Raw genomic sequence first — 21,639 nt, 5'->3', positions numbered from 1 at the left:
TGAATATTAGTTTACTCTAAGCCTCTTTGTTTATATTATACAAAAAAGTTTCTCTTATGCAACATTTTTTTAAAATATTTATTCTTAGGTAGCAAGAAAACAAAGCTAGACTGGTCCCAACAAAAAATAGCGTCAGCCGCGGACGAGAAGACAAAGTCCTAAACTGACGCTCTTTTATTGAGCTAACGTTCCTCATTAGCAGTATGCCCCGTTTTAATCTATGGTACAGTTCCCCGTAGCCTACAACGTCTCCGTACTAAGCGTAAACCCTTCGATCACTGCATCCTCGTCAACCTCGATCAAGATGCATCGTTTCCCTCTATAATTAACCTGTTTCACATACTTTAAATCTTGCGGACTGACCGAAATCGTGGCTACTTTTGTATCGATCTTAATCGATTTCGAAGTGAACTTTGGAATGACGCTGCTCGCTTTGATTTCATAGTTTTTGTTGTCGACGATCGTTTCGAACGCTCGTTCCACCTTTTCCGTCGTCACGCTCTCTACACCGCTCGCCGTCAGTATTTGAGCCACATCTTTATAGTCCAGCTTCGGAGGCTCTTCCTCCTCGTTTGTTTCGATGATCTGGTGAATTTCCTCGTACACATAAGCGATTGTTGCTGCATCGAATTGCTCTCCCGCGACTTCTTTCACGATTTCCTCGAAAATGCTTCTCTCTTCCTGCGCCGTCACGGTTTTCTCGGCATTCAAGACTTGCTCAATGAAATGAAAATTCGGTTCATTGGCTTTTCCCGAGCAATACATAATGCGATTCACGTCGGAATAGTTGTCCGTCACGCTTGGGTAGAAAAAGCCCTGCTCCGGCGCGTTCAATTTGATAATCGGATCGACAAAGACATTATACTTAAATTCCCTCTCAACATAATCGAATATGAGGGTTTTCCGCTGTTGCTCCGTTGAATTCACGCTGCACAAAATGAACGGATTGACGAACATCTCGTCTTTTTCACTGGACTCAGCTTCTGTGTTCCTCTCCTTGCTCGGACGAAAATATTCACCGCGGACGAAAGTAACTACTGTATCCCGTTCATATTTGGTATCCGCCAACATTTTCTCCACCAACAGAATCATCAGATCGTGCCATTCATCCGAATCTCCGGTCACCAGCGCTTGATGGAGAAGCACCTGCGTAGGCTCTTCAGCTTCAGCCATGAATTTTAACTCGAATAGCTTCTGATCCAATTCGCCGGTCAGCAGTTTTTTGAAATTGCTCATATACAGCTCCTGCTTCTCTCTGTCCAACAGGCCGAACGGCTGGCGCTCGTAATGATAGATTTCGTTGCTTTCTTTCATAATGTACACGTTAAGAATGTCGCGAAGGGTGATCAATTCATTATCCAGCTTAAATTGTTTGCGAATATGTGCGAGTTCTTTTTTTATCATGGTCCGAAGACATCTCCTATATTAAATTTGCCTTACCAGTATAAACGATTGCACTAGAATATTGTAATGTATGCCTGTATGCTTTGCCACCCTGAACATCCCCAATAAAATAAAAAGCCCTTCATAAGAAGGGCTTCTGAGTGTCGAGAAAGTCCTAGGGATTTTTCGGCAATTTTTTATTTGGTGGTTCAAAATACAATGTAGCTCCAGCTCGCACAATTTAATAGTCTATCTCGCGTGATGCAGACTGTATTTCATACAACCTTATGGCGGTATATCGTCAATAGCCTTCTATACACTGCACTCACTACAATTTGGTTTCCTGAAATTTACTCTTATGAGCCAAAACAACGGATTTGGTTGTATGTAATGCAACCTCAGCGGACTTCTAGTGCCGTTTCCACTGATTATATTGCACGAAATACAATGTAGCTTCAGCTCGCACAATGAATAGCCTATCTCGCGTGATGCAGACTGTATTTCATACAACCTTATAGCGGTATATCGTCAATAGCTTTCTATACACTGTACTCACTACCATTCAGTTTCCTGAAATTTACTCATGCGACAAAACAATGGATTTGGTTGTATATAATGCAACCTCAGAGTGTCTAGAAAGTCCATGGGACTTTTCGGCACTTTCTTTTATTTGGTGGTTCTCGTCTAATCGAAGAAAAATCGATCTAAACGATCTGGGAGCTACATTTTAACGAAAAAATGCTACAATCCATTTGAAGATTGTTTATATGTTAACAAAAACAACAAAAAAAACGGGCAGGGGATATGACCACCCTGCACCGCTCTTTTTATCTATTGCTCAGCTGTGTTCTCAGCAGCATCTGTTCCGTCCGCATCCACATCCGTTTGATTCGCTTCCGATGCTTTGCCTGGTACGCCGTTCAGACCAATCTCGTAGTCGTACGCGTCAAAAATTTGACGGGCAATTGGAGCTGCGCCCCAGCCGCCGAACTCACCATCCGGAACAACAACCGCAACAGCAAGCTTCGGATTGTCTGCAGGTGCATAAGAGATAAATACAGCATTATCAGCCATACGGCCCGCTACGCTGGATTGCGCTGTTCCTGTTTTACGAGCAAAGGAATACGATACGCCATCGAAGCCCTGTACATTAACTTGTGACATACCTGTCTCGATCTCTTTCCAATAAGAATCATCAAGATCAACCGTATTCAGAATCTCCGGAGTAAAGCCTTGAATGACATTGCCGTCTGTATCCTTGATTTCATTGACGAATTGAGGCTTCATTCGTTTGCCGTGATTCGCAAGCATAGCTGTGTACTGCGCCAGCTGCAGAACCGTATAACGAGCCTGCTGACCGAAGGATGCCCTCACTAGCGCGGACTGCACACTCGCTGTCTCTGCTTCATGATAATAGTCAACTGTTCCTTTGGATTCACCCTTCAGGCCACTGCCTGTCAGAACGCCTAGCCCGAACTGCTTCATATAGCTGTCCCATATATCTACACCATCAATACCATTGTATTTGTTGTATAGATTGTTGCCAACCATTGATGCCATGAATGGGTTAGATGACTTCGCAATGGCTTTGGCAGGATCTAGTGAACCATAAGCATGGTTGGACGCATTCCCGATTCTTACCTTATAGCCTTCCTTACCGAAGAAGAACGCTCCATTATCGTAATAAGTGCTTGACGTAGTGAACAGCTTCTCATTCAAGCCAATCAGGATGGACAGAGGCTTCAAGGTAGAGCCTGGTGGAACTAAGGAAGAAGGATGCTGATTTCTTTCCTTATCCGTCGCATATTTCGCATATACCTCACTAATCGTACCATTGCGAAGGACGGACTCGAAGTTATTGTAGTCCTCAGTACTGATTCTTCCACCTGCCCAGATATTAGGATCATAGTCAGGCATGCTTGCCATTGCCACAACTTTACCTGTGTCTACTTCCATCGCAACCGCATAGCCTGTTTTGGCATACTGTGCACGTTCATAGGAATAAGGTGATGTGCTGATTTTTTTAATTTGATTCATAATCGCATCTTCCGTCTTCAACTGGACGTCGCGATTAATCGTAAGGTATAGATCTGAGCCCTTCTCAGGGTTCGTAATTTCCATCGGGCCGATAATGCGCTCCGCGTTGTTGACCGGATAAGTCTTGAGCCCATTCTTACCGCGCAGCACCTCTTGGTACATATACTCGAGACCGTCGAACCCTACATCCTCTTCATCGAGATATTGGAGCTGCGGATCTTCTTCTTCACTCTTGTCTTTGTAATAATCGACGGATTCACGTACTCCCTTATACTTCTTCAAATAACCGACAAGCTGCACGGCTATTGAGTCTTCGCTGTAGTTACGTACGCTTTCCTCAACAATATCAATACCTTGGAAGCTGCTCTTATTCTGCATGAAATAAGCAATTTCTTCTTTGGTTAGTCCTGTTTTGATCCGCCTTGGAGTAGAAATCGTATTCATGCGGAAATCAAGATCCATCTGTCTAATAATGTCCTCTACTGTCATCACATTATTTTCATCGTATTCATTGAATACTTCAGCCAGTCTGCTCGCTACAGCTTCTGAATCAGCAGTTTTGAAATCAGGAGAGATCGTGAAATATAACGATTGAGTAGACGTAGAGTACGCTATCTTCTCGCCTGTCGAATCGTAGATATTCCCCCGTATTGGTGCGATTTTGACACTTCGGGTGCTCTTTTGGCTGCCTGCGGCGCTAAGAGTAGGACCCTCGACAAATTGCAGAATAGCAAGCTGAATAATGAGTATGCTGAATAGACCGAATACAATGAAAAAGAAAAAATTTAATCGAAAAGAAAAATGACGCCGGTTAATAATCTCCCGCTTTTGCGGATCATCATGCAAACTACTCACCTCATGTTCCATTATGAATTAAGCCTCTCGAATATGCGTATCCTCGAATCCATCCGGGTTGAACCAGTCTCCCGATGAGGCCCAGGTGGCATCCAGCGGAATCCAGACTCCACTCTCTCCCCCAATTCGAACCTCATTCCAGGCATGGGGACCGAAGCCTCCCTGTCCATCTGCGCCAAGGCCGGTAACGACCCTTACCTCCAATCCAGAGGCTCTGGCCATTACGGCATACAGCCTTGCAACATCAATACAGACACCCGTCTTCGTGTCGAAGGTAATCTGCGGGGTCTGTTCCTTCCATATGCCCTGTTCAACATAATTGCGGGCTTTATCCCAGTCATAGACGATGCGAGTTCCGAGCCATTCATACAAAGCGCGCGCCTTCTCCTCGTCCGTCGTTGCCTCTTGTGTCACATGGAATGCCGCGGCCTCAATCTCGGCAGGAACCGCATAGTCGATAATTTCATATTTACGCTGCAATATACCTTGGAATTCCGCTTGTACCGCTTGGGCAAGCACAGGTCCCTGACCAGTCAAGACTTCACCGGCAACAGGCTCCATAACGGCTGCTGCTTCCGTATACAAGGGGGATTGCTTGATCGTGTCCACGAACACGCCGCTTGGCAGAAGCGACGCATAAATAAATAAAGCTGCAATGAAAACCAAGGAGCGTCCCGCTCCATGCGCTGCGCCTAGCAATGCCCCTGCGGCGCGGCTAGCAGTACGACTGCCAGACCATGCTGACGATTGATGCACGCCCTCTTGCTCTCTGCTGCGCGACCATCCGCTGAATAACCATTCCAGCAGCGGCGTCAGACCGGAAGCGATGAACCTCAGCAGGCTGTATGCGATTAAGAATAGAACTCCGAATCGCAGCAGGGCGAAATCTCTTATACTTGTTAGGAAAGTGAACCACATCTGTGCGAATGCACCTAGCTCCTCGCTCGGAACCTGAACCTTGCCGGTCAGCCATTCGGCTGCCAAAGGCGACAGGTTACCGGCAATACGGCCTGCTGCCAGAAGGCATAATACGATGACAATACCGTCCCATACAAAAAAGAAAAGACGCCTCGCTGAACCCGACGCGCCCCTCCTCATGCCTTGCACAAGCGATCCAAGTAAAAGCAGGAGAACGATAATCGAGACAGGTTCCCAGACACTGACCGTACGAACCCATTCTGTCATGGCTTTCTCCTCCTTCAACGCAGCTTAGTCTTCGTAAGATTCAAGCTAAGCTGCACGTATGTACAACCACTCTACTAAGCTTTACCGTTATTCTTCGCTTGATCGATTAGAGACTGAATCGTGCTGTCGATCTTCATTGTTCCGAGCTTCGTACCGCGGTAAGACACACTTACTTCACCTGAATTAGGCACGCCTGTCAGCTCCAAGTTATCCGTCTTAACCGTGAAGGAGCCATCCGCATTCGTAGTAAACGTAGCTTTGTCCATTTCACCGGCCATAGCCGTTACAGCTTCCTTCTTCAGGCTATCCAATCCATCTGCTACCTTGCTGCCGATTGATCCCAAATCAATCGATTTCAGATCATCCAGACTGTACCCGCTGTAGAGAACAACGCCAAGCACAATTACAGCAACCAGTGCCCATTTCACTACGGTCTTAACAACTCGAATAATAAGCAGCAGGACTACGAGTGCAATTACGAGGACGAGCCAATGCTCCTGTAGAAAAGTACTCCAAGTGTTCCAGTCATAGCTCGAAAAATCCAAAAAATCCATCACTATACCTCCTATTATAACGCCTGCAAAGACTCATTATCAAACATTATACCCTACCCATAATATACCGTAAACGTCCCGCCTATGCTTCTTCCAGACATATCCTGTCCAGCTTTCACGTACAAGTAGATTAAGAAGGTTTTGCAAGGAGGAGCAGCTACGTGAAAACAGCAATTTGGCTTTATCTATTTTTGTTCATTGCCTTTTTCGATTTGCATGCGCAATATCCCATTCTTACTCCATTCGCCATCTCACTCGGAGCAGCTCCATCCTTCATAGGACTGATGATGGGCATGTACTCGATCACCCATCTGCCAGGCAATCTTATTGCCGGCTACGGCGTTGATCGCTTCGGCAGCAGACTGTTCATCGTGTTCAGCCTGATGGGAGCCGGAATTATTCTGCTGTTCCAATCGCAGGTAACAGATCCCTGGCAGCTTCTTGTGCTTAGGTCAATCAGCGGCTTCGTGCTCGCCTTCCTCTCGCCGGCATGCCTAGCCTTGCTTGCACGCATCTCCAGCGACCGAACCGAGCAGGGCAAGCTGATGGCCGGCAATGGACTCGTTCACACTCTGGCAACGGTCGTGTCCCCTGCGGCTGGCGCTTACCTGGTTGCCAAGATCGGCTTCACGACGGCCTTTTACCTGCTCGGGTGGATTCTAATTGTGACAGCAGCATGTGCGCTCTTTTTCATTCGGGATATCAAGACAGCTGAAGAGCCGAAGAAAGTGGAGCAGAAGGGACCTCTGACATTATCTCCGCCTGTACCTTGGCTCGTATACCTATTGCCAGTAGCGACCAGCTGCGCGCAGGGCATCCTCTCCTTCGAACTCCCTTTAATGGGGAATTCACAGGAAGCCATGATGACGACTGGCTTGCTCTTCTCAGTTGTTAGTATAGGAGCTCTCATCACGTTAAGCATGCTGTTCCTTAATCGAATGTCCTCGTTCCACCGGACGCTATGGGGCGCATTAGCTCTAGCGATTGTCTATTTCACCATTGCTGCAGGACCGCCGCTGCCATTCGCCTTCATGCTGCTGTTTCTAGGAATGGCTAAAGGCATTATCATACCTGCTATCTCTACCTTGCTTATTGAATTAAGCGGCGGTGCAAAATACGGACGAACCTTCTCTGTGCTCTCCATCGCTTATTCGATAGGCGCTTTTCTTGGACCGATGCTTGCTGGACAGCTGCGCGACTATATCTCACCTTATTACTTAGCATTCCTGGCGCTCATGATTGCCGTTACCATCCTGCCTTTTTACGGAAGACGTCCCTATACCTCCCACACCCATTTTTCTTGAGGCTGGGTGAACACACAAGGCGATCGTCATTCAGGTACATACAATACAGTGTGTCAAATGACCATGCGGCACATTTGCAGCAGAAGCTGCCGAAGGTCATAGGGGCCTTTATACCATGAAAAGTGGGGTGACTCATAAATGTCTCAATGTGTTCAACCTGTACAACACCACGGTCACGGCCATGGCAAGAATAACATCGGTATTATTCTTGTACTGTTCATCTTGCTCGTCATTATCGCTTGCTCCATCTGCCATTAACTTTTGTATACAACCAATAAGAGCTGCCCTGCGTTATTAATAACGCAGGGCAGCTCTTTGTTGTTTCAAATACGCTAATATTGATAAACTAACAGTAAGAAGGCTGGTGATGAGCATGGATATCGCAATCATAGTGGAAGGCAAGAATGACAAGAAACAAATTCGCCGCGTGCTTGATGAGGCTGTTCCTATATTCTGCACCTACGGGACGCCAGGCACTGACCAGATCGAAGCATTGCGCAAGCAGGTTGGGCAGAAGCAGGTGTACATGTTCACTGACAACGATTCCTCCGGCAAGCGAATTCGCGGTATTCTCCGCGACGTATTCCCCGATGCTGAGCATATCTATACGCGCCGCGGCTATCCTGGCGTGGAGCATACACCGGAAGAATATTTAATTCAGCAATTTGAAAAGGCAGGCCTTGAAGAGCATATTCTATATCCTGACTTGGAGCTGCAATAATTAAATATGAAGGATATAAATGACGACGGAAACCGTTACAATGCTTATAACCGTTGACATGAATACGGCCTGTGAAGAAAATTCCGGCTCGTTATCGAACTCAACCGCCAGCAGAACGCTGCTTAATGAGGTCGGTACGGCAGAGGAAACAATTAATGCCGCAGCCATCATGCGATCGATAGTAATAAAGTACCCCAGCATCCACACAATAGCAGCCGCTAGTGCCGGACCGACGAGCAGTCGCAGGAAATTGGATGTCAGCACATTCGTCAGCAGGCTGCTGTTATAGCTCCACTTCATGCTCCCAAGCTGGACGCCTAGCGTAATAAGTGCTGTACCGATAAAAGCATCAGACAAATACACAATCGGCGTCATGACAGGCTGCGGCAGCTCGACTGACCATCCATTCAGCAGAAAAGCCAGCGGAATGACATAAATAATGGGCTGAGACAAAATGGTCCTCAGCGTGGAGCGCAAATCCAGCCGATGGGCATTCACACTATATATGCCATAGGTATTGGGCAGCAGCGACTGCACAACCATGACCATAATCTGAATCGTTAGTGTATAGGGGTTGCCTGCGAAGGCGAGCTGGTTAAGCGGAATGCCATAGTTCGCACTATTATAGAACAGCACACTATTGCGCATGGCCCCTCGCATACCGCCCTCTAATCCCCGCAGCCGCACAGCCACCTCCACCACTGCAGCCTGCAACACCAGGAAGATGAAGGCGAACAACAGCACCTTCCCGATCAGCTGCAGCGAAATATCCGTCGTGTAGAGCAGCTTGAACATCACCGCGGGAGAGAATACATAGAAGTTCAGCTTCGATAACGTCTTGATATCCAAAGAAAAAAACCGCTGCACCGTGAAGCCGACAGCTATCATCAATGTGAGCGGTAATATGTTACTCCATAATATATGCCAGAATACGTCCATGCTTATTCCTTCGCAAGAAGCTTGAGATCTGCGGCTAGAAGCTCGGGCGTTGTCGCTTCATCACTTCCGCTGATCCATTTCCGTATCTGACCCTCTTTATCCACCAGCGTTATCGTATTCATATGTATGTAGGATTGATTGACCTCATCCTTCTTGACTCCTACACCGAAGTCCTGTGCAAGCTGAATGGTTGCAGCCTCATCTCCCCGAAGAAACTGCCAGCCGTTAAACTCCGCAAAGTTGCGCTCTGCAAAAGCACGAATGACCTCCGGCGTATCCCTAACAGGATCGAATGTAATGGAAATAAGCTCAGCTGTCTTGCCAAGAATGCCTTCCTTCTCGAGTATGTCCTGTGTCTCAGACAGCAAGTAGGTCGTAGGCGGACATACATCTGGACAATTTGCAAAATAGAAGTAGACTAATCTTGCCTTGCCATTCGTGGAATCAAGTGTTACCTCGTTGCCATCAAGATCAGACAACTCAAATGCCGGCGCAGCTTTAAGCACCGGCATAGATTCGTCTGCCTTGGTTGAGTTTGTAATGAATAAATAAATGCCCATCGCTAAACAAAGTGCCAGTACAGCGAATTTGAAGCCATGCTTCTTAACAAAAGCCATCTCGTTTAACTTCCTCCCCATTATGGTACGTCAACATTATTTTACAGTATTCGCCATCATCACGATAAATACAACCATCAAATAGTTAACCGAGATAAGGAAGTTCACCTTCGCCCACTTCTCATCATCCTTCGCTCGTAGACCAAGCACAGTGTGAACGGCCCATGCAACGCCTCCCAATACAGAAATAATCAGGAATACAATTCCGGTGTAACCGTAGGTGTACATTAGAATACAAGTTGGAATAAGTAATACAACGTAAGGAATCATTTGAAGCTTCGTTCTATGGATACCTTTGACGACTGGCAGCATGATGAAGCCTGCAGCCCGATATTCTTCTACACGTCTTATAGCAAGGGACCAGAAATGTGCTGGCTGCCATAGGAACAAGAAGGCGAATAAGAGCCAAGCTCCTGCATCAATCTCCGTAGTTACTGCACAGTAGCCAAGAACTGGAGGCATCGCACCCGATATCCCGCCGATGGAGGTGTTCCAGGTAGAAGTGCGTTTCAGCCACATGGTATAGATAAAAATGTAAACGAACCAACCGAAGAACCCAAGCCAACCGGTTATGGGGTTAACAAGAATAAACAGAACAGCTAGTCCGACTATACCTAGCACAATACCATATCCTAGTACAAAGCCTGGCTTCAATCGGCCAGTAGGAAGAGCACGATTCTTCGTCCGTTCCATCTTCTGATCGAGCTCACGATCCCAATAATTGTTAATCACGCACCCTGATGCGATCGTTAGAGTAGATCCGATTACGACCCACAGAAGCATTAGCCAATCAATGCTCCACTTGGAAGCTACCCAGAATCCGCCAATAGCTGCGAATACGTTAAGCCTCAGCAAGCGTGGTTTTGTTAATGCTATCAAGTCTTTTAACACGATGGAGCCTCCCGAGTTATGCGGCAAAGCGCTAGACGCGCCCATACATTTCAATGATGAATCGTTATCAATCATACCGAAAAAACAACATGATGACAATGTTCGAGCTTATTGTTCATCAATTCGCCACTCAAATTGTGACAGTAATTTGGAACCCTTCAGGTGGGCGCTCATACAATGTGTATGTAGTCTTGCGCCCATCTAATTAACGACTGGCAACAGCCGGTAAGATCATGAAGGGAAGTGAAGGGTCTCCTCTATGGCCGTCATAAAAACAAATTCAGAAAATACCAAAATGCTGGCAAGGCTCATGCGTGCCGAAGCTGAAGGTGAAGGCGAGCTTGGCATGTTGATGGTCGGCAATGTCGGGGTAAATCGGATTAGAGGCAATTGTCTGGACTTCAGAAACATTAGATCTATTCCAGACATGGTGTACCAGAGTCCGGGCGGCTTCGAAGCCACACAAAAGAGCTATTTTTACCAAAGCGCAAGAGAAAGTGATATCCGTCTAGCTGAAAGAGTCATTAATGGTGAACGCCAGCATCCCGCTTCCAATGCATTGTGGTTTTTCCGTCCGGCCGGAGGCTGTCCGGGTACATGGTACAACCAGAGCAACAGCGGTCGCTTCAAAGCACATTGCTTCTTCGTGCCGACCGCAGGAGAATGCCCAGCAGTTTACTAACATTGCTTAACGAAGGCATAACAACTCAAAAACCCTAAGATCGAAAGCGAGGATCAACAATATGTCTAATGGTTATGGTTACAAAGGTGCAGTAAGTCCGGTTCAAACAGGTGGTTACGGTCATTACGGCTATGGCTACGGTCAGCCAACGACTCTCCCAGCGACTACTTTTCCTACTTATCCAATGACGCTTCCGGCCAATGTTCCCCCTAATGCTCCGATGACGATGCCTGCCAATGTTTCCCCTAATGCTCCAATGACAATGCCTGCTAATGTATTCCCTAACGCGCCTATGACAATGCCTGCAACGGTCGCAGCACAATCTGTCCCTGTGAACATCCCGAATGGATCTTTTGTGACGCCTTCCGGCGGCAACATTGTTAGTCTGCCAGGTGTGGAAGAATCGTATGTAGAAAATATTCTGCGTCTGAATCGAGGCAAATTAGCTTCCTTCTATATGACTTATGAGAACAACAGAGAATGGAATGCCAAAGTATTCCGTGGAATTATCGAGGCAGCTGGACGTGATCATATCGTCATTAGTGATCCTTCAACAGGCATGCGCTACTTGCTGCTCACTCTGAACCTGGATTATGTGACATTCGACGGTCCGATCGCTTACGAATATCCTTTCCAAGGCGGCACCATTACGAATGGCACACCACTCAATAGCCGTGAAGAAGAATAATGACTAACTCCGGAGCTGTGTAGGCTTGAAAGTCCATACATGCATGTTGTCCGCACCGCCCGGAATCCATTCGGCAACTCGATACCAAGGAGAACGCTCGCTGCAGCGTTCTTTTTTTATGTGCTCAGCCTCCGCCTCATTCTGGGCATACCATATCTCAACAAATAAGTTCAATTGATCTGTTCCTTCATATAAATGCATGGAAGCTGACGCTTCCTTAAGCAGCCTATCTGTGTAAGTCAAATAGGATTCTCTGTGCTCCGCCGCAATACGGTATTCTGCAAAACAAATAAAACGATTCATCTTACTCCCCCATCTTGGATCAAGAGTGCTCAGCAGTAACAAAAATTGTGCATTCTTATATTTTGATAAAGTCGTCATCCTTCGTTGATACTACATTATAATGTAGAGCTTCGCAAAATCTAATGTAGGCTATGGAGCTAAAGCTTATGCTTGCTTAAGCACAATCTTAAGGAGGATCACACTTGTGGATACAGGCACACATCTTGTAATGGGCATCGGGCTTGCGGGACTCGCTGCCATCGATCCCGTTGTTGCTTCCAATACAAGCATTCACACAGCCGTATTGGTCGGTACCGTCATTGGCTCGCAAGCCCCGGATTTCGACACTTTTCTAAGACTGAAGGGCAATGCCAGCTACATCCGCAATCACCGCGGCATGTCCCATTCCTTGCCGGCGATAGCCATCTGGACTGTTCTTATTACAGGACTGCTGCAGCTCATTTATCGCGGGAGTCTTCCTTGGCTTCATGTCGGAGGCTGGATTCTGCTCTCTGTCTGCATCCACGTATTCATTGACTTGTTCAACGCTTACGGCACTCAGGCCATGAGGCCATTCACAGAGAAGTGGATCTCGTGGAATATTATCCATATATTCGATCCGTTTATATTCGTCACCCATGTTGCGGCTATTCTGCTCTGGGCCACCAATCTGGCTAGTCCTGCCGCTATCTTCCCGCTGCTCTATGTATTTACTGTTATTTATCTGGTCTGGCGAACGTTGGCACAGCGTGCGGCCATGCGCAAGCTTCCCGCCCTCGATCCGCAGCATCGCTCATCAGATAAGAACATCGTAATTCCAACCATCTCGCTGAGCAGCTGGAATGTTGTGAAACGAGTCGAGGATGGCAGCTTTGTTATCGGTGATTTACGTGCTGGCAAGCTTCGGTGGCAAGACACCGTTCGCTGCTCTGACCATACCGCTGTAGAGAAATCCAAGAATGATCCGGCCATACGCTCCTTCTTGTATTTCACTAAGTTTGCATGTGCGGATGTGAAGGAGCATAATTGGGGTTATGAGGTGCGCTGGTCTGATGTCCGTTACCGCCATCGCAAGCAGTTTCCTTTCGTAGCGGTTCTATTAATGAATAAGGAATATCAGACGGTCGGCTCCTATGTGGGATGGCTGAGTGATGAACGTCTCATGAAGCGCCTTCGGATGAACACCTATTAAGAATGATAACGGGATAAATAGGTTATTGACGTATAAAAGCCCCTTGCATCACAATAGAGGGGGCTTTTACTTATGTGTGACAAGGAGTTATATGCAAGAAAAAAGCCCAAGGTTTCCCTTGAGCTCGTTTCTTAGTGAACCATTGTGTATAAAAAAAACGGTTTAGCGGTAGCCGCCAGACAGCTGTTGCTCGGCAATTTGTACAAGTTTTTTCGTAATGTAGCCACCTAGTGAGCCTGCATCGCGAGTCGAAACGTTGCCATAGTAACCGTCTGCTGGAATTTGTACACCAAGCTCTTGTGCTGCTTCGAGTTTCATTTGATCCAGAGCTTGCTGTGCTTGTGGTACCACCAATTGATTGCTGCTGCGCGATTTGTTGCTAGCCATACGGAATTTCTCCTTTCAGTATGAACGCTGTTGTGTTTTGCAAGCTTGCAAACTTATTATGTGCACTAGTCAACAAACTATGCTAACTTCCACAAAAATATTATTGAGCTTGAAGGAGAGATTGTTCTCGTGTCTAAGTCACTATCTTTGATGTTCGCTTCCTTGTCTATTCTTTTCATGTGCGCTACAGCGATCTCCATTTCCTACAATGTATGGCTTGTCTTATTGTTCGCTGCTCTATCGCTATTCACAACGGGCATCGGGTTTATTGTAAAAGCAAGGCTGAGACGCCGTGCAGAGAGCAAAGGCTGACGCAACATTGCGCCAGCCCTTTTGGTTATACCCTATATGCCATTAACGATTAGCGTGGTGCGAGGAAGCCCATTCTTTCTTTGACTTCAGCTAATGTGCGATCTGCAATCTCCGATGCACGCTCAGCACCTTGCTTAAGAATCTTATGAATTTCGCCAGATTCGCGGATCGCTCTATATTTCTCCTGAAGCGGTTCAATAACGGCAACTACATGCTCCGCAAGATCCTTCTTGAACGGTCCATAGCCCTGCCCCTCATAGCGAGCTTCAATCTCATCGAGCGATAGATTCGCACAGTGCGCATAGATGCTCATCAGATTGCTGATCTCAGGCTTATTGGCCGGATCATATTTCACTTCACGACCGGAATCAGTCGTTGCACGGCTAATTTTTTTGCGAATAACATCCGGTGGATCGAGAAGCGCAATATAGCTGCCAACATTCGGATTGCTCTTGCTCATCTTCTTGCTTGCATCATCCAAGGACATGATGCGGGCACCGACCTTCGGGATATATGGTTCAGGCACTGTGAAGTATTCACCGAAGCGGTGGTTGAAGCGGCCTGCCAAATCTCTAGTCAGCTCCAAATGCTGCTTCTGGTCGTCGCCAACAGGCACTAGATCCGAGTTATAGATAAGAATATCTGCTGCCATCAAGGAAGGATAGACGAACAGCCCTGCACCAACAGATTCTTTGCCAGCCGATTTATCCTTGAATTGAGTCATACGCTCAAGCTCGCCCATATTCGTAATGGTCGTCAGCAACCAGCCCAGCTCCGCATGGGAGCGTACATGGGATTGAATGAATACATTTGCTTTGGCAGGGTCGATGCCAGCAGCAATGAACAAAGCTGCGACTGCCTCTGATTGCTCGCGAAGCGCCGCAGGCTCCTGGGCTACCGTAACCGCATGCAGATCAACAACCATGAAGAAGCATTCCTCAGTCTCCTGAAGCTTCACGAAATTTTGCATCGCACCAATATAATTGCCCAGTGTAAGCTGACCGCTAGGCTGAATTCCTGATAGTACTTTTCTCATCCTCTTCGTCTCCTTCTTATGAATCTGTAATGGCGTTATCTCCGAAAAACAACGCAAAAAATCCCCGCCGCAAGGGACGGGGAACCGTGGTGCCACCCTAATTCACTCGCCATTGACGCAGCATAGCTTCGAATCGATTCGAGACATGTCTACATGCATGGCAGAGCCTTCATTGGTTCCGTAACGGGGAACGGCCGGAGAAGCATATGAGCAGCACTGCTTGCTGCGTTCCGCTTTCCGCTCAGGGATCCATTCAGCAATCAGGCTTGCACCGGTTCGCACCAACCACCGGCTCTCTGTGTGCATTAACACCTGAGCTTACTTGTTCCAATCATCGCATTTACAACGATTATAGCGCTGAGCACCAGAAAGTCAAGGCTAATTGTTACAGCTCCAGCGATAAAGTTGTCCTATTTATAAAAAGTGTTGCATAAATTGTTTTATAATCGTAATATTTACTATAAACTGAGGTGTTTGTATGTTATCCTTTTTATTCCGATATGGCACTCCATTGCTAGGAGCAGGCTGCTTAGTCATGCTGGCACTCATTATAACCGGTCAACCCTGGGCTGCTGGATGGCTTGAGACCCCCAACCTGCAGTCATTCAAGATTCTATTCCTAAGCATTATCCTAGAAGCCTTTCCATTTATACTGCTGGGGGTTATTTTCTCTGCGCTGCTACAAGTATTCGTCTCTGATGAGATGATTCGCAAGCTGACCCCGCGCAATCCGATCGTAGGTGTCATATTCGGCGGATTACTTGGACTATTGTTCCCCTTATGCGAATGCGGTATGATTCCGGTCGTTAGACGCTTGATAAGAAAAGGCATGCCCGCTTACATAGGAATCGTCTATTTGCTCGCTGGGCCTATCGTCAATCCAATCGTATTTACTTCAACCTACGCTGCCTTCCGTACGAATCCGGATATGGCATATGTCCGTCTTGGCCTTGCTTTTCTCGTATCCGTTATAATCGGACTCATCTTCTACAAATTCGTGAAATCAAGCCCATTGAAGGAGTCTGCACTGACTATTCTTCCGCATAACGAACATGGACATGAGCATGCAGGAAGACCCAGCTGGGGCAGCCGTGCTTCATCCATTTTCAAGCACGCTTCCGATGAGTTTTTTGACATGGGCAAATATTTAATATTCGGTGCCCTGCTCACAGCTATTATCCAAACCTTTATTGATCGCAATGCCTTATCTGCTGTAGCCGACCATCCGATGCTCTCTTACGTCTTTATGATGGGCTTAGCTTTTCTGCTGTCGATCTGTTCAACATCAGATGCCTTCATTGCGGCATCCTTCAACGGCATGTTCGAGCCCGGCCCTTTGCTGGCCTTCCTCGTGTTCGGTCCGATGATTGACTTGAAAAATACACTTATGCTGCTGTCAGCCTTCCGAGTGAAGATCGTGCTGGGCCTTATCGCTCTCACCTTCCTGCTCGTGCTGGCTGGCACATGGATACTGGAGGTTTGGTTATGAATAATAAATGGATGAGAGCAGTCATTCTAGCAGCTTTCGCTTTTCTAATCGTCTTTCTTGATCGAACGAATCAGCTTACACTCTACATTGCCCCACGTATGGAGCTGTATGTGAAGCTGTCTGCACTGGGCTTGTATATCGCTGCTGTGCACCAGTTCTATACCGCCTTCACTAGAAAAAAGCCTGCTCATGATTGTGATTGTGGAGATGACCATCATCATGGACATAGTCATGGGCGTACCAAGCGCTTCGGCTTCAAGAGCGCAGTCGTCTATGGGCTGTTCCTTCTTCCTCTTGCGCTTGGCTTCCTGACGCCGACAGGTGTGCTTGCCAGCCAAGCAGCCGCCAAGAAAGGAATGAGCTTCACCGGCTCGGAATCCATACCTAGAATCGATGCCGCTATTGCTGCTGCTACTTCGCAGGAGCCAGCGCCATCAGAAGCACCTGTATCCGAACCTGCTGTGGGAATAGAGCCCGATGTCGAATCTTCCTTCATCAATGATTCCGGCGATACACTTGACTCTAAATTCCCATCGGATGAATATACCGTTGATCATGCCAAATACGGGATGAAGCTGTATGAACAGCCCCTTATTACCGTCCCAGAGAAGCAGTATATTGAAACCTTGACAACACTTGATTTGTATCGCAATAATTTTAACGGCAAGAAGATTGAGATTAGCGGTTTTATTTATAAAGAAAGCGACATGGCTGCAAACCATTTTGCCGTTAGCCGGTTCGCCATGAACTGCTGCTCAGCTGATGCGCTTCCTTATGGACTCATGGTGCATTGGGATCGGGCAGCGGAATACTCCGAAGATGAATGGGTCAATGTGATTGGCACTCTCGGGTCTACCCTCTATAACGAGAACGAGATTATGGTGCTCGAGGTTGAGCAGATTGAGCGAATTACTGCTCCCGATTCCCCTTACGTGTATCCCGACTTCGACTTTGGCTTGTAGAGATAACGCATATACACAATATCAAAAAGGAATAGAAGCTACAGGCTCAAGCGCCTGCTCTCCTATTCCTTTTTTTTGCATATCCTTATTGATTGTTAACCATCGAACCTTGGATCACGAATCATCGAATGTCTGGACGGAGCGCGATAATTCCAGTTCGCCGTGTTGTAATTAGATTCGTAACAGATGCTAGCCGACCAGGAACCCGCACTTTGCCGGACTGAGAAATCATACATAATTTCTCCATGCGTCCAATTGCGTCTTAACTTCAAAGCATCAATCGCCATTTGTCGAAAGGCTTGCACCTGGGTAGGTGTTAAGCCTGCCCCTGTCCCTGCTCCTTCCAATTTCCCATTCTTGCTCTCAATCGGGTTATGTCTTAGTCCATATTTACCAATAGCATTATTGCGGATATGAATGTGAACCGTACCTCCAACTGCGTGAGTAAGCTCTTCCTCCAACTGGCGAAACACATAATCGACTTGCCTTGCTAATGGCATAGCATCCAAATTCATACACTATTTCCTCCTTTCTATCATTTAGTCATGTTGTTTCCATCTAGTTCTTAGGGCTTATTATAAAACCTTTTCTATAAATTGACAATATAGTAAAAAATAAATTCGGACTACATTTCGAGTTATTCTCTCATAAATCGTCGTATTATCTATATTTTTAAGCAGTACTCATGTCGAGATTTGTAGACCAAAGACACATTATGATGCTATAATATGGATATTCTATGAAAAGAGGGAGCGCTTACATAATGATCCAATGGTACTATTCATTATCGGTACGGAACAAGCTATTGATCACCACTTATTCGAATTTGGCGCTGTATGCACTTGCCATGATTTTTGTGTTAGCTATCTCAGGTGGTTCTGTAATGGCAGGCATTATCGTTACAATTGTTCTAGCCGCCGCAACGTATCCATTCATCATGTTTATTGAAAAAGCGCTAAGCTCCTCTTATGAAGAAATGTCTACAGCGGCATTCCGTATTGCCAAAGGCGATTTCACACAAAAGCTGGATGTTTCCTCTAATGCTGGACTAGGCGAGCTCGGTCATTCCTTCAACAGCATGGTCGACAAGCTGCGTGATATTTTATCAGAAACCTCCAATATTACGAAGCATGTATCGGAGACCAGCCGCAGCATCTTTGACAAGAATACACATATAAAAATCGCAATGGAGCAAGTAGCTGCCTCCTCCAATGAACTGGCAACAGGGGCTAGCGAAATTTCTGAGGATGTATCGGAAATGAGCGAATCCGTTGCTGGGATTGAGAAGATGGTATCCTCTTATGCGAGCTCTACCAAAGAAATGAACAATCGCTCAGAGCAGACGCTGCAGCTCGTTGGCAAAGGTCTCGAGGCGCTGGAAGCACAGTCTGAAGGTATGCGCCGCAACGTCGAGGCTACTGCCAAAGTATCCGAGACTATTACCGAGCTTGCTCGCAAGGCACAAGGCATCTCCGCAATAACGACGACCATCTCCGACATTGCAGAACAGACGAATCTGCTCTCGTTGAACGCTTCGATTGAAGCAGCCCGCGCTGGTGAGCATGGCCGCGGCTTCGCCGTAGTAGCCCAAGAGGTTCGCAAGCTTGCCGAGGAATCAACCTCATCAACGAAGGAAGTATTCCATCTGGTGAAAAGCATCGATCAGGGTATTAAACAGACGATCGACAACATGAAGATTAATGAAGAGGTCGTACAACTACAGACAGACCGAATTAAAGAGTCTGAGCAGGTGTTCACCGAGATCGTACAGAGTGTCGATTTCATATCCAAACAAATAGCTGCCTTCGCCAGTGAGAGTGATACCATGCTGGAGAGCGCTCGCACCATATCAGATGCTATACAGAATATATCTGCTATTACTCAGCAATCTGCTGCTGGTACGGAGCAAGTATCTGCTTCTATGAATGAGCAAATCTCCTCCGTTCAAGCTGTCGTCACCGAAACCGAGCGTATGCTTACGATGGCTACGCAGCTGCAGCGTACTATCCAAGTATTCAAGGTTAAATAATCCATTACAAATAAACGACCGTATCAACAGGCGATAAGCCCTTTGGTACGGTCGTTTGCTATGGGAGCAGCTATCTCTATTCAGCTAGCAAGAACATCATAATCTTATCATGCAGACCCGGAAGTCCTTCATGCCCGAAGTCAGGGTATATCTCGACCTGCTTGGCAGAAGTAATCTTATTATAAGCGGCGAATTGCGTTGAAGGAGGACAGATGGAGTCCATCAGCCCTACTCCCAGCAGAACCTCGCCTCTGATCCGATTCGCCAAATATTGAATATCGATATATCCAAGCTTGGTGAAAATCTCTTCCTCACGTTTATGCTGCGGATCAAAATGACGGAAGTACGTGCGAAGCTCGGCATAAGCATCCTTAGCGAGATCCATTTCCCATACTCGCTTGTAATCACTTAAGAAAGGATAGACCGGCGCAAGCTTCTTCACACGAGGCTCTAGCGCAGCACATGCAATCGTAAGTGCTCCGCCCTGAGACCAGCCTGTCGCATATACTTCCTCGGGATTCACTTCGGGAAGCCCCATTGCTATGCCGGCAAGCTGAGCGGTATCGAGGAAAATATGACGAAACAGCAGATTATCCGGCTCGTCATCCAGCCCCCGAATAATATGTCCATTCTGCGTTGTTCCCTTCAAAATACCGCTATCCTCCGAATAGCCGCCTTGTCCTCGGCAATCCATCGCCAGCACGGAGAAGCCCAGCGAAGCATAAGCAAGCTTGTCTCCCCAATCCCCAGCAGAGCCAGAATAACCATGGAACATGACGACCGCTGGATGCGGCTCTGTCACATGAGTAGGGCGAATGTATTTGGCATGAATACGTGCACCACGAACCCCTGTAAAATACAAATCATAGCATTCCGCATTCGGCGGATTAAAGCTGCTTCTCACAAGCTCCACATTGGGATTAACCGCTTTCATTTCTGCCACAGCACGGTCCCAATAAGCATCGAAATCCTCAGGTCTTGGGTTAATTCCATCATATTGCTGCAGCTTGTCTAAAGATAAGTCTAATAAGGGCATATTAAAGCTCTCCTCTACATCGTTACAGTTAGTTATTGTTCAATTCTAAGCCTGAGGTAATATTTTGTAAAGTACATGAAGCGGACGATTTGGGGAAAAATAGCGTCACCGCGTAACGGAAATGGAGGCTTACCTTTATGGCGCAGGGGCGCATAACCCATTACTTGGGCATCATTAAAAAGAGAATCCTTGTCGTGCTGCTTGCAGCCCTTATTAGTTCCTCGTTAATAGGCAGCATCGCCTTCTCAGAGCCCTTGCAGCCTCATCGTCAAGCCGTACAGCAAGGCCAAGCTGATGATATGAACCTCGGACCTGAGCAGCCGGAGAGAAGCCGAGCTAAGCGTCGTAACAAAAACCAAAAAAAAATCGCTCCATCTTCATCCGGCATGTCATGGGTACAGCTGCATAAGCGTTATCCCAGCGCCTTTGTGTTGAATGGACCGCGCAACAAAAGAAGGGTAGCCCTTACCTTCGATGATGCTCCCGATCCCAGATTCACTCCAGCTGTACTGGACATTTTAGCCGAATATGATGTCTGTGCTACTTTTTTCGTTGTAGGGGAAAGAGCTGCCAAGCATCCTGAGCTTGTAAAGCGAATGAAGAGGGAAGGGCATATTGTCGGAAACCATTCCTATAATCATGCTGTACTGTCCAAGCTATCTCCGAGCGACTTCCAAGGGCAGTTATCTCGGACCGATACCATCATTAACCGTATCATCGGCTACCAACCTAGATTCATTCGTCCTCCTTATGGGGACTTGCTGCCCTCTCAGGTTGCATGGACGAAGCGTGTAGGCTATACCATTGTTAATTGGGACGTAGATTCCGTGGATTGGAAGAACAATCCCTCCAGCCATCACATCCTTAGCAACATAACTAGCACGCTGCAGCCTGGCTCGATTATATTGCAGCATGCAGGAGGCGGAGAAGGCCAAAGCTTATCGGGCACAATCGATGCCCTTCCCCAGCTGATTAAGCTCCTCCGCTCTAAAGGCTATGAGCTTGTCACATTGTCTGAGCTGTTAGGACAATCCTCCCAAATGACAAAAAAATAACCG

22 protein-coding genes and 1 other annotated feature are annotated in these 21,639 nt (G+C 46.9%); of the genes, 10 read left to right on the top strand and 12 right to left on the bottom strand.

What is annotated here, in order from left to right; translation table 11 throughout:
- Positions 1-240 precede the first annotated feature (240 nt).
- The 4 genes from AC6ESP_RS03260 to AC6ESP_RS03245 all read right to left on the bottom strand — a co-directional run bounded on the left by AC6ESP_RS03260 (position 241) and on the right by AC6ESP_RS03245 (position 6,014).
- On the bottom strand, positions 241-1,404 hold the full coding sequence (locus tag AC6ESP_RS03260; RefSeq protein WP_497095237.1) for a DUF4317 domain-containing protein: 1,164 nt from the start codon (positions 1,402-1,404) through the stop codon (positions 241-243).
- An 810-nt stretch (positions 1,405-2,214) separates the two neighbouring features.
- A complete protein-coding gene (locus AC6ESP_RS03255; protein ID WP_497095236.1) occupies positions 2,215-4,275 on the bottom strand; it encodes a peptidoglycan D,D-transpeptidase FtsI family protein in 2,061 nt (686 codons plus the stop codon).
- A gap of 18 nt (positions 4,276-4,293) precedes the next feature.
- Positions 4,294-5,460, bottom strand: coding sequence for a transglutaminase domain-containing protein (locus AC6ESP_RS03250; protein ID WP_497095235.1), 1,167 nt, complete (start codon positions 5,458-5,460; stop codon positions 4,294-4,296).
- 74 nt (positions 5,461-5,534) lie between these two features.
- Positions 5,535-6,014, bottom strand: a complete 480-nt coding sequence (locus AC6ESP_RS03245) for a hypothetical protein (protein WP_497095234.1) — start codon at positions 6,012-6,014, stop codon at positions 5,535-5,537.
- Positions 6,015-6,175: 161 nt separating this feature from the next.
- Here AC6ESP_RS03245 and AC6ESP_RS03240 point away from each other — a divergent pair, with 161 nt between their 5' ends.
- A complete protein-coding gene (locus AC6ESP_RS03240) occupies positions 6,176-7,318 on the top strand; it encodes an MFS transporter (RefSeq protein ID WP_497095233.1) in 1,143 nt (380 codons plus the stop codon).
- A 373-nt stretch (positions 7,319-7,691) separates the two neighbouring features.
- Positions 7,692-8,039, top strand: a complete 348-nt coding sequence (locus AC6ESP_RS03235; RefSeq protein ID WP_497095376.1) for a toprim domain-containing protein — start codon at positions 7,692-7,694, stop codon at positions 8,037-8,039.
- Here AC6ESP_RS03235 and AC6ESP_RS03230 read toward each other — a convergent pair whose 3' ends face one another.
- The 3 genes from AC6ESP_RS03230 to cyoE are packed head-to-tail and all read right to left on the bottom strand — an operon-like array spanning position 8,040 to position 10,486.
- A complete protein-coding gene (locus tag AC6ESP_RS03230) occupies positions 8,040-8,978 on the bottom strand; it encodes an AEC family transporter (protein ID WP_497095232.1) in 939 nt (312 codons plus the stop codon).
- A 2-nt stretch (positions 8,979-8,980) separates the two neighbouring features.
- The gene (locus tag AC6ESP_RS03225) at positions 8,981-9,595 is read right to left on the bottom strand and encodes an SCO family protein (RefSeq protein ID WP_497095231.1); all 615 of its coding nucleotides are present in this window, start codon (positions 9,593-9,595) and stop codon (positions 8,981-8,983) included.
- Between the two features lie 36 nt (positions 9,596-9,631).
- The gene (gene cyoE, locus AC6ESP_RS03220; protein WP_497095230.1) at positions 9,632-10,486 is read right to left on the bottom strand and encodes a heme o synthase; all 855 of its coding nucleotides are present in this window, start codon (positions 10,484-10,486) and stop codon (positions 9,632-9,634) included.
- Between the two features lie 259 nt (positions 10,487-10,745).
- Here cyoE and AC6ESP_RS03215 point away from each other — a divergent pair, with 259 nt between their 5' ends.
- Positions 10,746-11,168 carry a cell wall hydrolase gene (locus AC6ESP_RS03215; RefSeq protein ID WP_497095229.1) on the top strand — a complete coding sequence of 141 codons (423 nt, stop codon included), beginning with the start codon at positions 10,746-10,748 and terminating at the stop codon, positions 11,166-11,168.
- A gap of 61 nt (positions 11,169-11,229) precedes the next feature.
- Entirely contained in the window at positions 11,230-11,856 is a 627-nt protein-coding gene (gene gerQ, locus AC6ESP_RS03210; protein ID WP_497095228.1) for a spore coat protein GerQ, read from the top strand.
- Between the two features lie 3 nt (positions 11,857-11,859).
- On the opposite strand, the gene AC6ESP_RS03205 is transcribed toward gerQ, so the two are convergent.
- Complete coding sequence (locus AC6ESP_RS03205; protein ID WP_497095227.1) at positions 11,860-12,159, bottom strand: hypothetical protein; 300 nt, start codon at positions 12,157-12,159, stop codon at positions 11,860-11,862.
- A gap of 184 nt (positions 12,160-12,343) precedes the next feature.
- Here AC6ESP_RS03205 and AC6ESP_RS03200 point away from each other — a divergent pair, with 184 nt between their 5' ends.
- On the top strand, positions 12,344-13,330 hold the full coding sequence (locus tag AC6ESP_RS03200) for a metal-dependent hydrolase (protein WP_497095226.1): 987 nt from the start codon (positions 12,344-12,346) through the stop codon (positions 13,328-13,330).
- 162 nt (positions 13,331-13,492) lie between these two features.
- On the opposite strand, the gene AC6ESP_RS03195 is transcribed toward AC6ESP_RS03200, so the two are convergent.
- Positions 13,493-13,717, bottom strand: a complete 225-nt coding sequence (locus AC6ESP_RS03195; RefSeq protein ID WP_497095225.1) for an alpha/beta-type small acid-soluble spore protein — start codon at positions 13,715-13,717, stop codon at positions 13,493-13,495.
- Positions 13,718-13,846: 129 nt separating this feature from the next.
- Between AC6ESP_RS03195 and AC6ESP_RS03190 the strand changes: the two genes are divergently transcribed.
- On the top strand, positions 13,847-14,029 hold the full coding sequence (locus tag AC6ESP_RS03190; protein WP_497095224.1) for a hypothetical protein: 183 nt from the start codon (positions 13,847-13,849) through the stop codon (positions 14,027-14,029).
- 49 nt (positions 14,030-14,078) lie between these two features.
- Here AC6ESP_RS03190 and trpS read toward each other — a convergent pair whose 3' ends face one another.
- Positions 14,079-15,065 (bottom strand): tryptophan--tRNA ligase, encoded by a 987-nt coding sequence (trpS, locus tag AC6ESP_RS03185; RefSeq protein ID WP_497095223.1) that lies wholly within the window; start codon positions 15,063-15,065, stop codon positions 14,079-14,081.
- A gap of 69 nt (positions 15,066-15,134) precedes the next feature.
- Positions 15,135-15,409: a binding site (T-box leader), on the bottom strand.
- Positions 15,410-15,543: 134 nt separating this feature from the next.
- On the opposite strand from trpS, the gene AC6ESP_RS03180 reads away from it, so the two are divergent.
- Both AC6ESP_RS03180 and AC6ESP_RS03175 read left to right on the top strand, forming a co-directional pair.
- On the top strand, positions 15,544-16,554 hold the full coding sequence (locus AC6ESP_RS03180; RefSeq protein ID WP_497095222.1) for a permease: 1,011 nt from the start codon (positions 15,544-15,546) through the stop codon (positions 16,552-16,554).
- On the top strand, positions 16,551-17,516 hold the full coding sequence (locus AC6ESP_RS03175) for a TIGR03943 family putative permease subunit (RefSeq protein ID WP_497095221.1): 966 nt from the start codon (positions 16,551-16,553) through the stop codon (positions 17,514-17,516). Before AC6ESP_RS03180 ends, AC6ESP_RS03175 begins: the two co-directional genes overlap by 4 nt.
- A 95-nt stretch (positions 17,517-17,611) precedes the next feature.
- On the opposite strand, the gene AC6ESP_RS03170 is transcribed toward AC6ESP_RS03175, so the two are convergent.
- Complete coding sequence (locus AC6ESP_RS03170; protein ID WP_497095220.1) at positions 17,612-18,031, bottom strand: O-methyltransferase; 420 nt, start codon at positions 18,029-18,031, stop codon at positions 17,612-17,614.
- A gap of 251 nt (positions 18,032-18,282) precedes the next feature.
- On the opposite strand from AC6ESP_RS03170, the gene AC6ESP_RS03165 reads away from it, so the two are divergent.
- Positions 18,283-19,545 carry a methyl-accepting chemotaxis protein gene (locus AC6ESP_RS03165; protein WP_497095375.1) on the top strand — a complete coding sequence of 421 codons (1,263 nt, stop codon included), beginning with the start codon at positions 18,283-18,285 and terminating at the stop codon, positions 19,543-19,545.
- A gap of 76 nt (positions 19,546-19,621) precedes the next feature.
- On the opposite strand, the gene AC6ESP_RS03160 is transcribed toward AC6ESP_RS03165, so the two are convergent.
- The gene (locus AC6ESP_RS03160; RefSeq protein WP_497095219.1) at positions 19,622-20,581 is read right to left on the bottom strand and encodes an alpha/beta fold hydrolase; all 960 of its coding nucleotides are present in this window, start codon (positions 20,579-20,581) and stop codon (positions 19,622-19,624) included.
- 137 nt (positions 20,582-20,718) lie between these two features.
- On the opposite strand from AC6ESP_RS03160, the gene AC6ESP_RS03155 reads away from it, so the two are divergent.
- Positions 20,719-21,636, top strand: coding sequence for a polysaccharide deacetylase family protein (locus tag AC6ESP_RS03155; RefSeq protein WP_497095218.1), 918 nt, complete (start codon positions 20,719-20,721; stop codon positions 21,634-21,636).
- The last annotated feature ends 3 nt before the right edge of the window (positions 21,637-21,639 follow it).

The sequence above is a fragment of the Paenibacillus xinjiangensis genome (assembly GCF_059686975.1).
The sequence above is the reverse complement of the archived record's forward strand: the minus strand, read 5'-3'. Positions and strand labels throughout refer to the sequence as shown.

Bases quoted from the DNA above. Each gene is read 5' to 3' on its own strand.
- AC6ESP_RS03260 (WP_497095237.1), bottom strand. From the start codon at position 1,404: ATGATAAAAAAAGAACTCGCACATATTCGCAAACAATTTAAGCTGGAT.
- AC6ESP_RS03250 (WP_497095235.1), bottom strand. From the start codon at position 5,460: ATGACAGAATGGGTTCGTACGGTCAGTGTCTGGGAACCTGTCTCGATT.
- AC6ESP_RS03245 (WP_497095234.1), bottom strand. From the start codon at position 6,014: ATGGATTTTTTGGATTTTTCGAGCTATGACTGGAACACTTGGAGTACT.
- AC6ESP_RS03235 (WP_497095376.1), top strand. From the start codon at position 7,692: ATGGATATCGCAATCATAGTGGAAGGCAAGAATGACAAGAAACAAATT.
- AC6ESP_RS03230 (WP_497095232.1), bottom strand. From the start codon at position 8,978: ATGGACGTATTCTGGCATATATTATGGAGTAACATATTACCGCTCACA.
- AC6ESP_RS03225 (WP_497095231.1), bottom strand. From the start codon at position 9,595: ATGGCTTTTGTTAAGAAGCATGGCTTCAAATTCGCTGTACTGGCACTT.
- AC6ESP_RS03215 (WP_497095229.1), top strand. From the start codon at position 10,746: ATGGCCGTCATAAAAACAAATTCAGAAAATACCAAAATGCTGGCAAGG.
- gerQ (WP_497095228.1), top strand. From the start codon at position 11,230: ATGTCTAATGGTTATGGTTACAAAGGTGCAGTAAGTCCGGTTCAAACA.
- AC6ESP_RS03205 (WP_497095227.1), bottom strand. From the start codon at position 12,159: ATGAATCGTTTTATTTGTTTTGCAGAATACCGTATTGCGGCGGAGCAC.
- AC6ESP_RS03195 (WP_497095225.1), bottom strand. From the start codon at position 13,717: ATGGCTAGCAACAAATCGCGCAGCAGCAATCAATTGGTGGTACCACAA.
- trpS (WP_497095223.1), bottom strand. From the start codon at position 15,065: ATGAGAAAAGTACTATCAGGAATTCAGCCTAGCGGTCAGCTTACACTG.
- AC6ESP_RS03180 (WP_497095222.1), top strand. From the start codon at position 15,544: ATGTTATCCTTTTTATTCCGATATGGCACTCCATTGCTAGGAGCAGGC.
- AC6ESP_RS03175 (WP_497095221.1), top strand. From the start codon at position 16,551: ATGAATAATAAATGGATGAGAGCAGTCATTCTAGCAGCTTTCGCTTTT.
- AC6ESP_RS03170 (WP_497095220.1), bottom strand. From the start codon at position 18,031: ATGAATTTGGATGCTATGCCATTAGCAAGGCAAGTCGATTATGTGTTT.
- AC6ESP_RS03160 (WP_497095219.1), bottom strand. From the start codon at position 20,581: ATGCCCTTATTAGACTTATCTTTAGACAAGCTGCAGCAATATGATGGA.
- AC6ESP_RS03155 (WP_497095218.1), top strand. From the start codon at position 20,719: ATGGCGCAGGGGCGCATAACCCATTACTTGGGCATCATTAAAAAGAGA.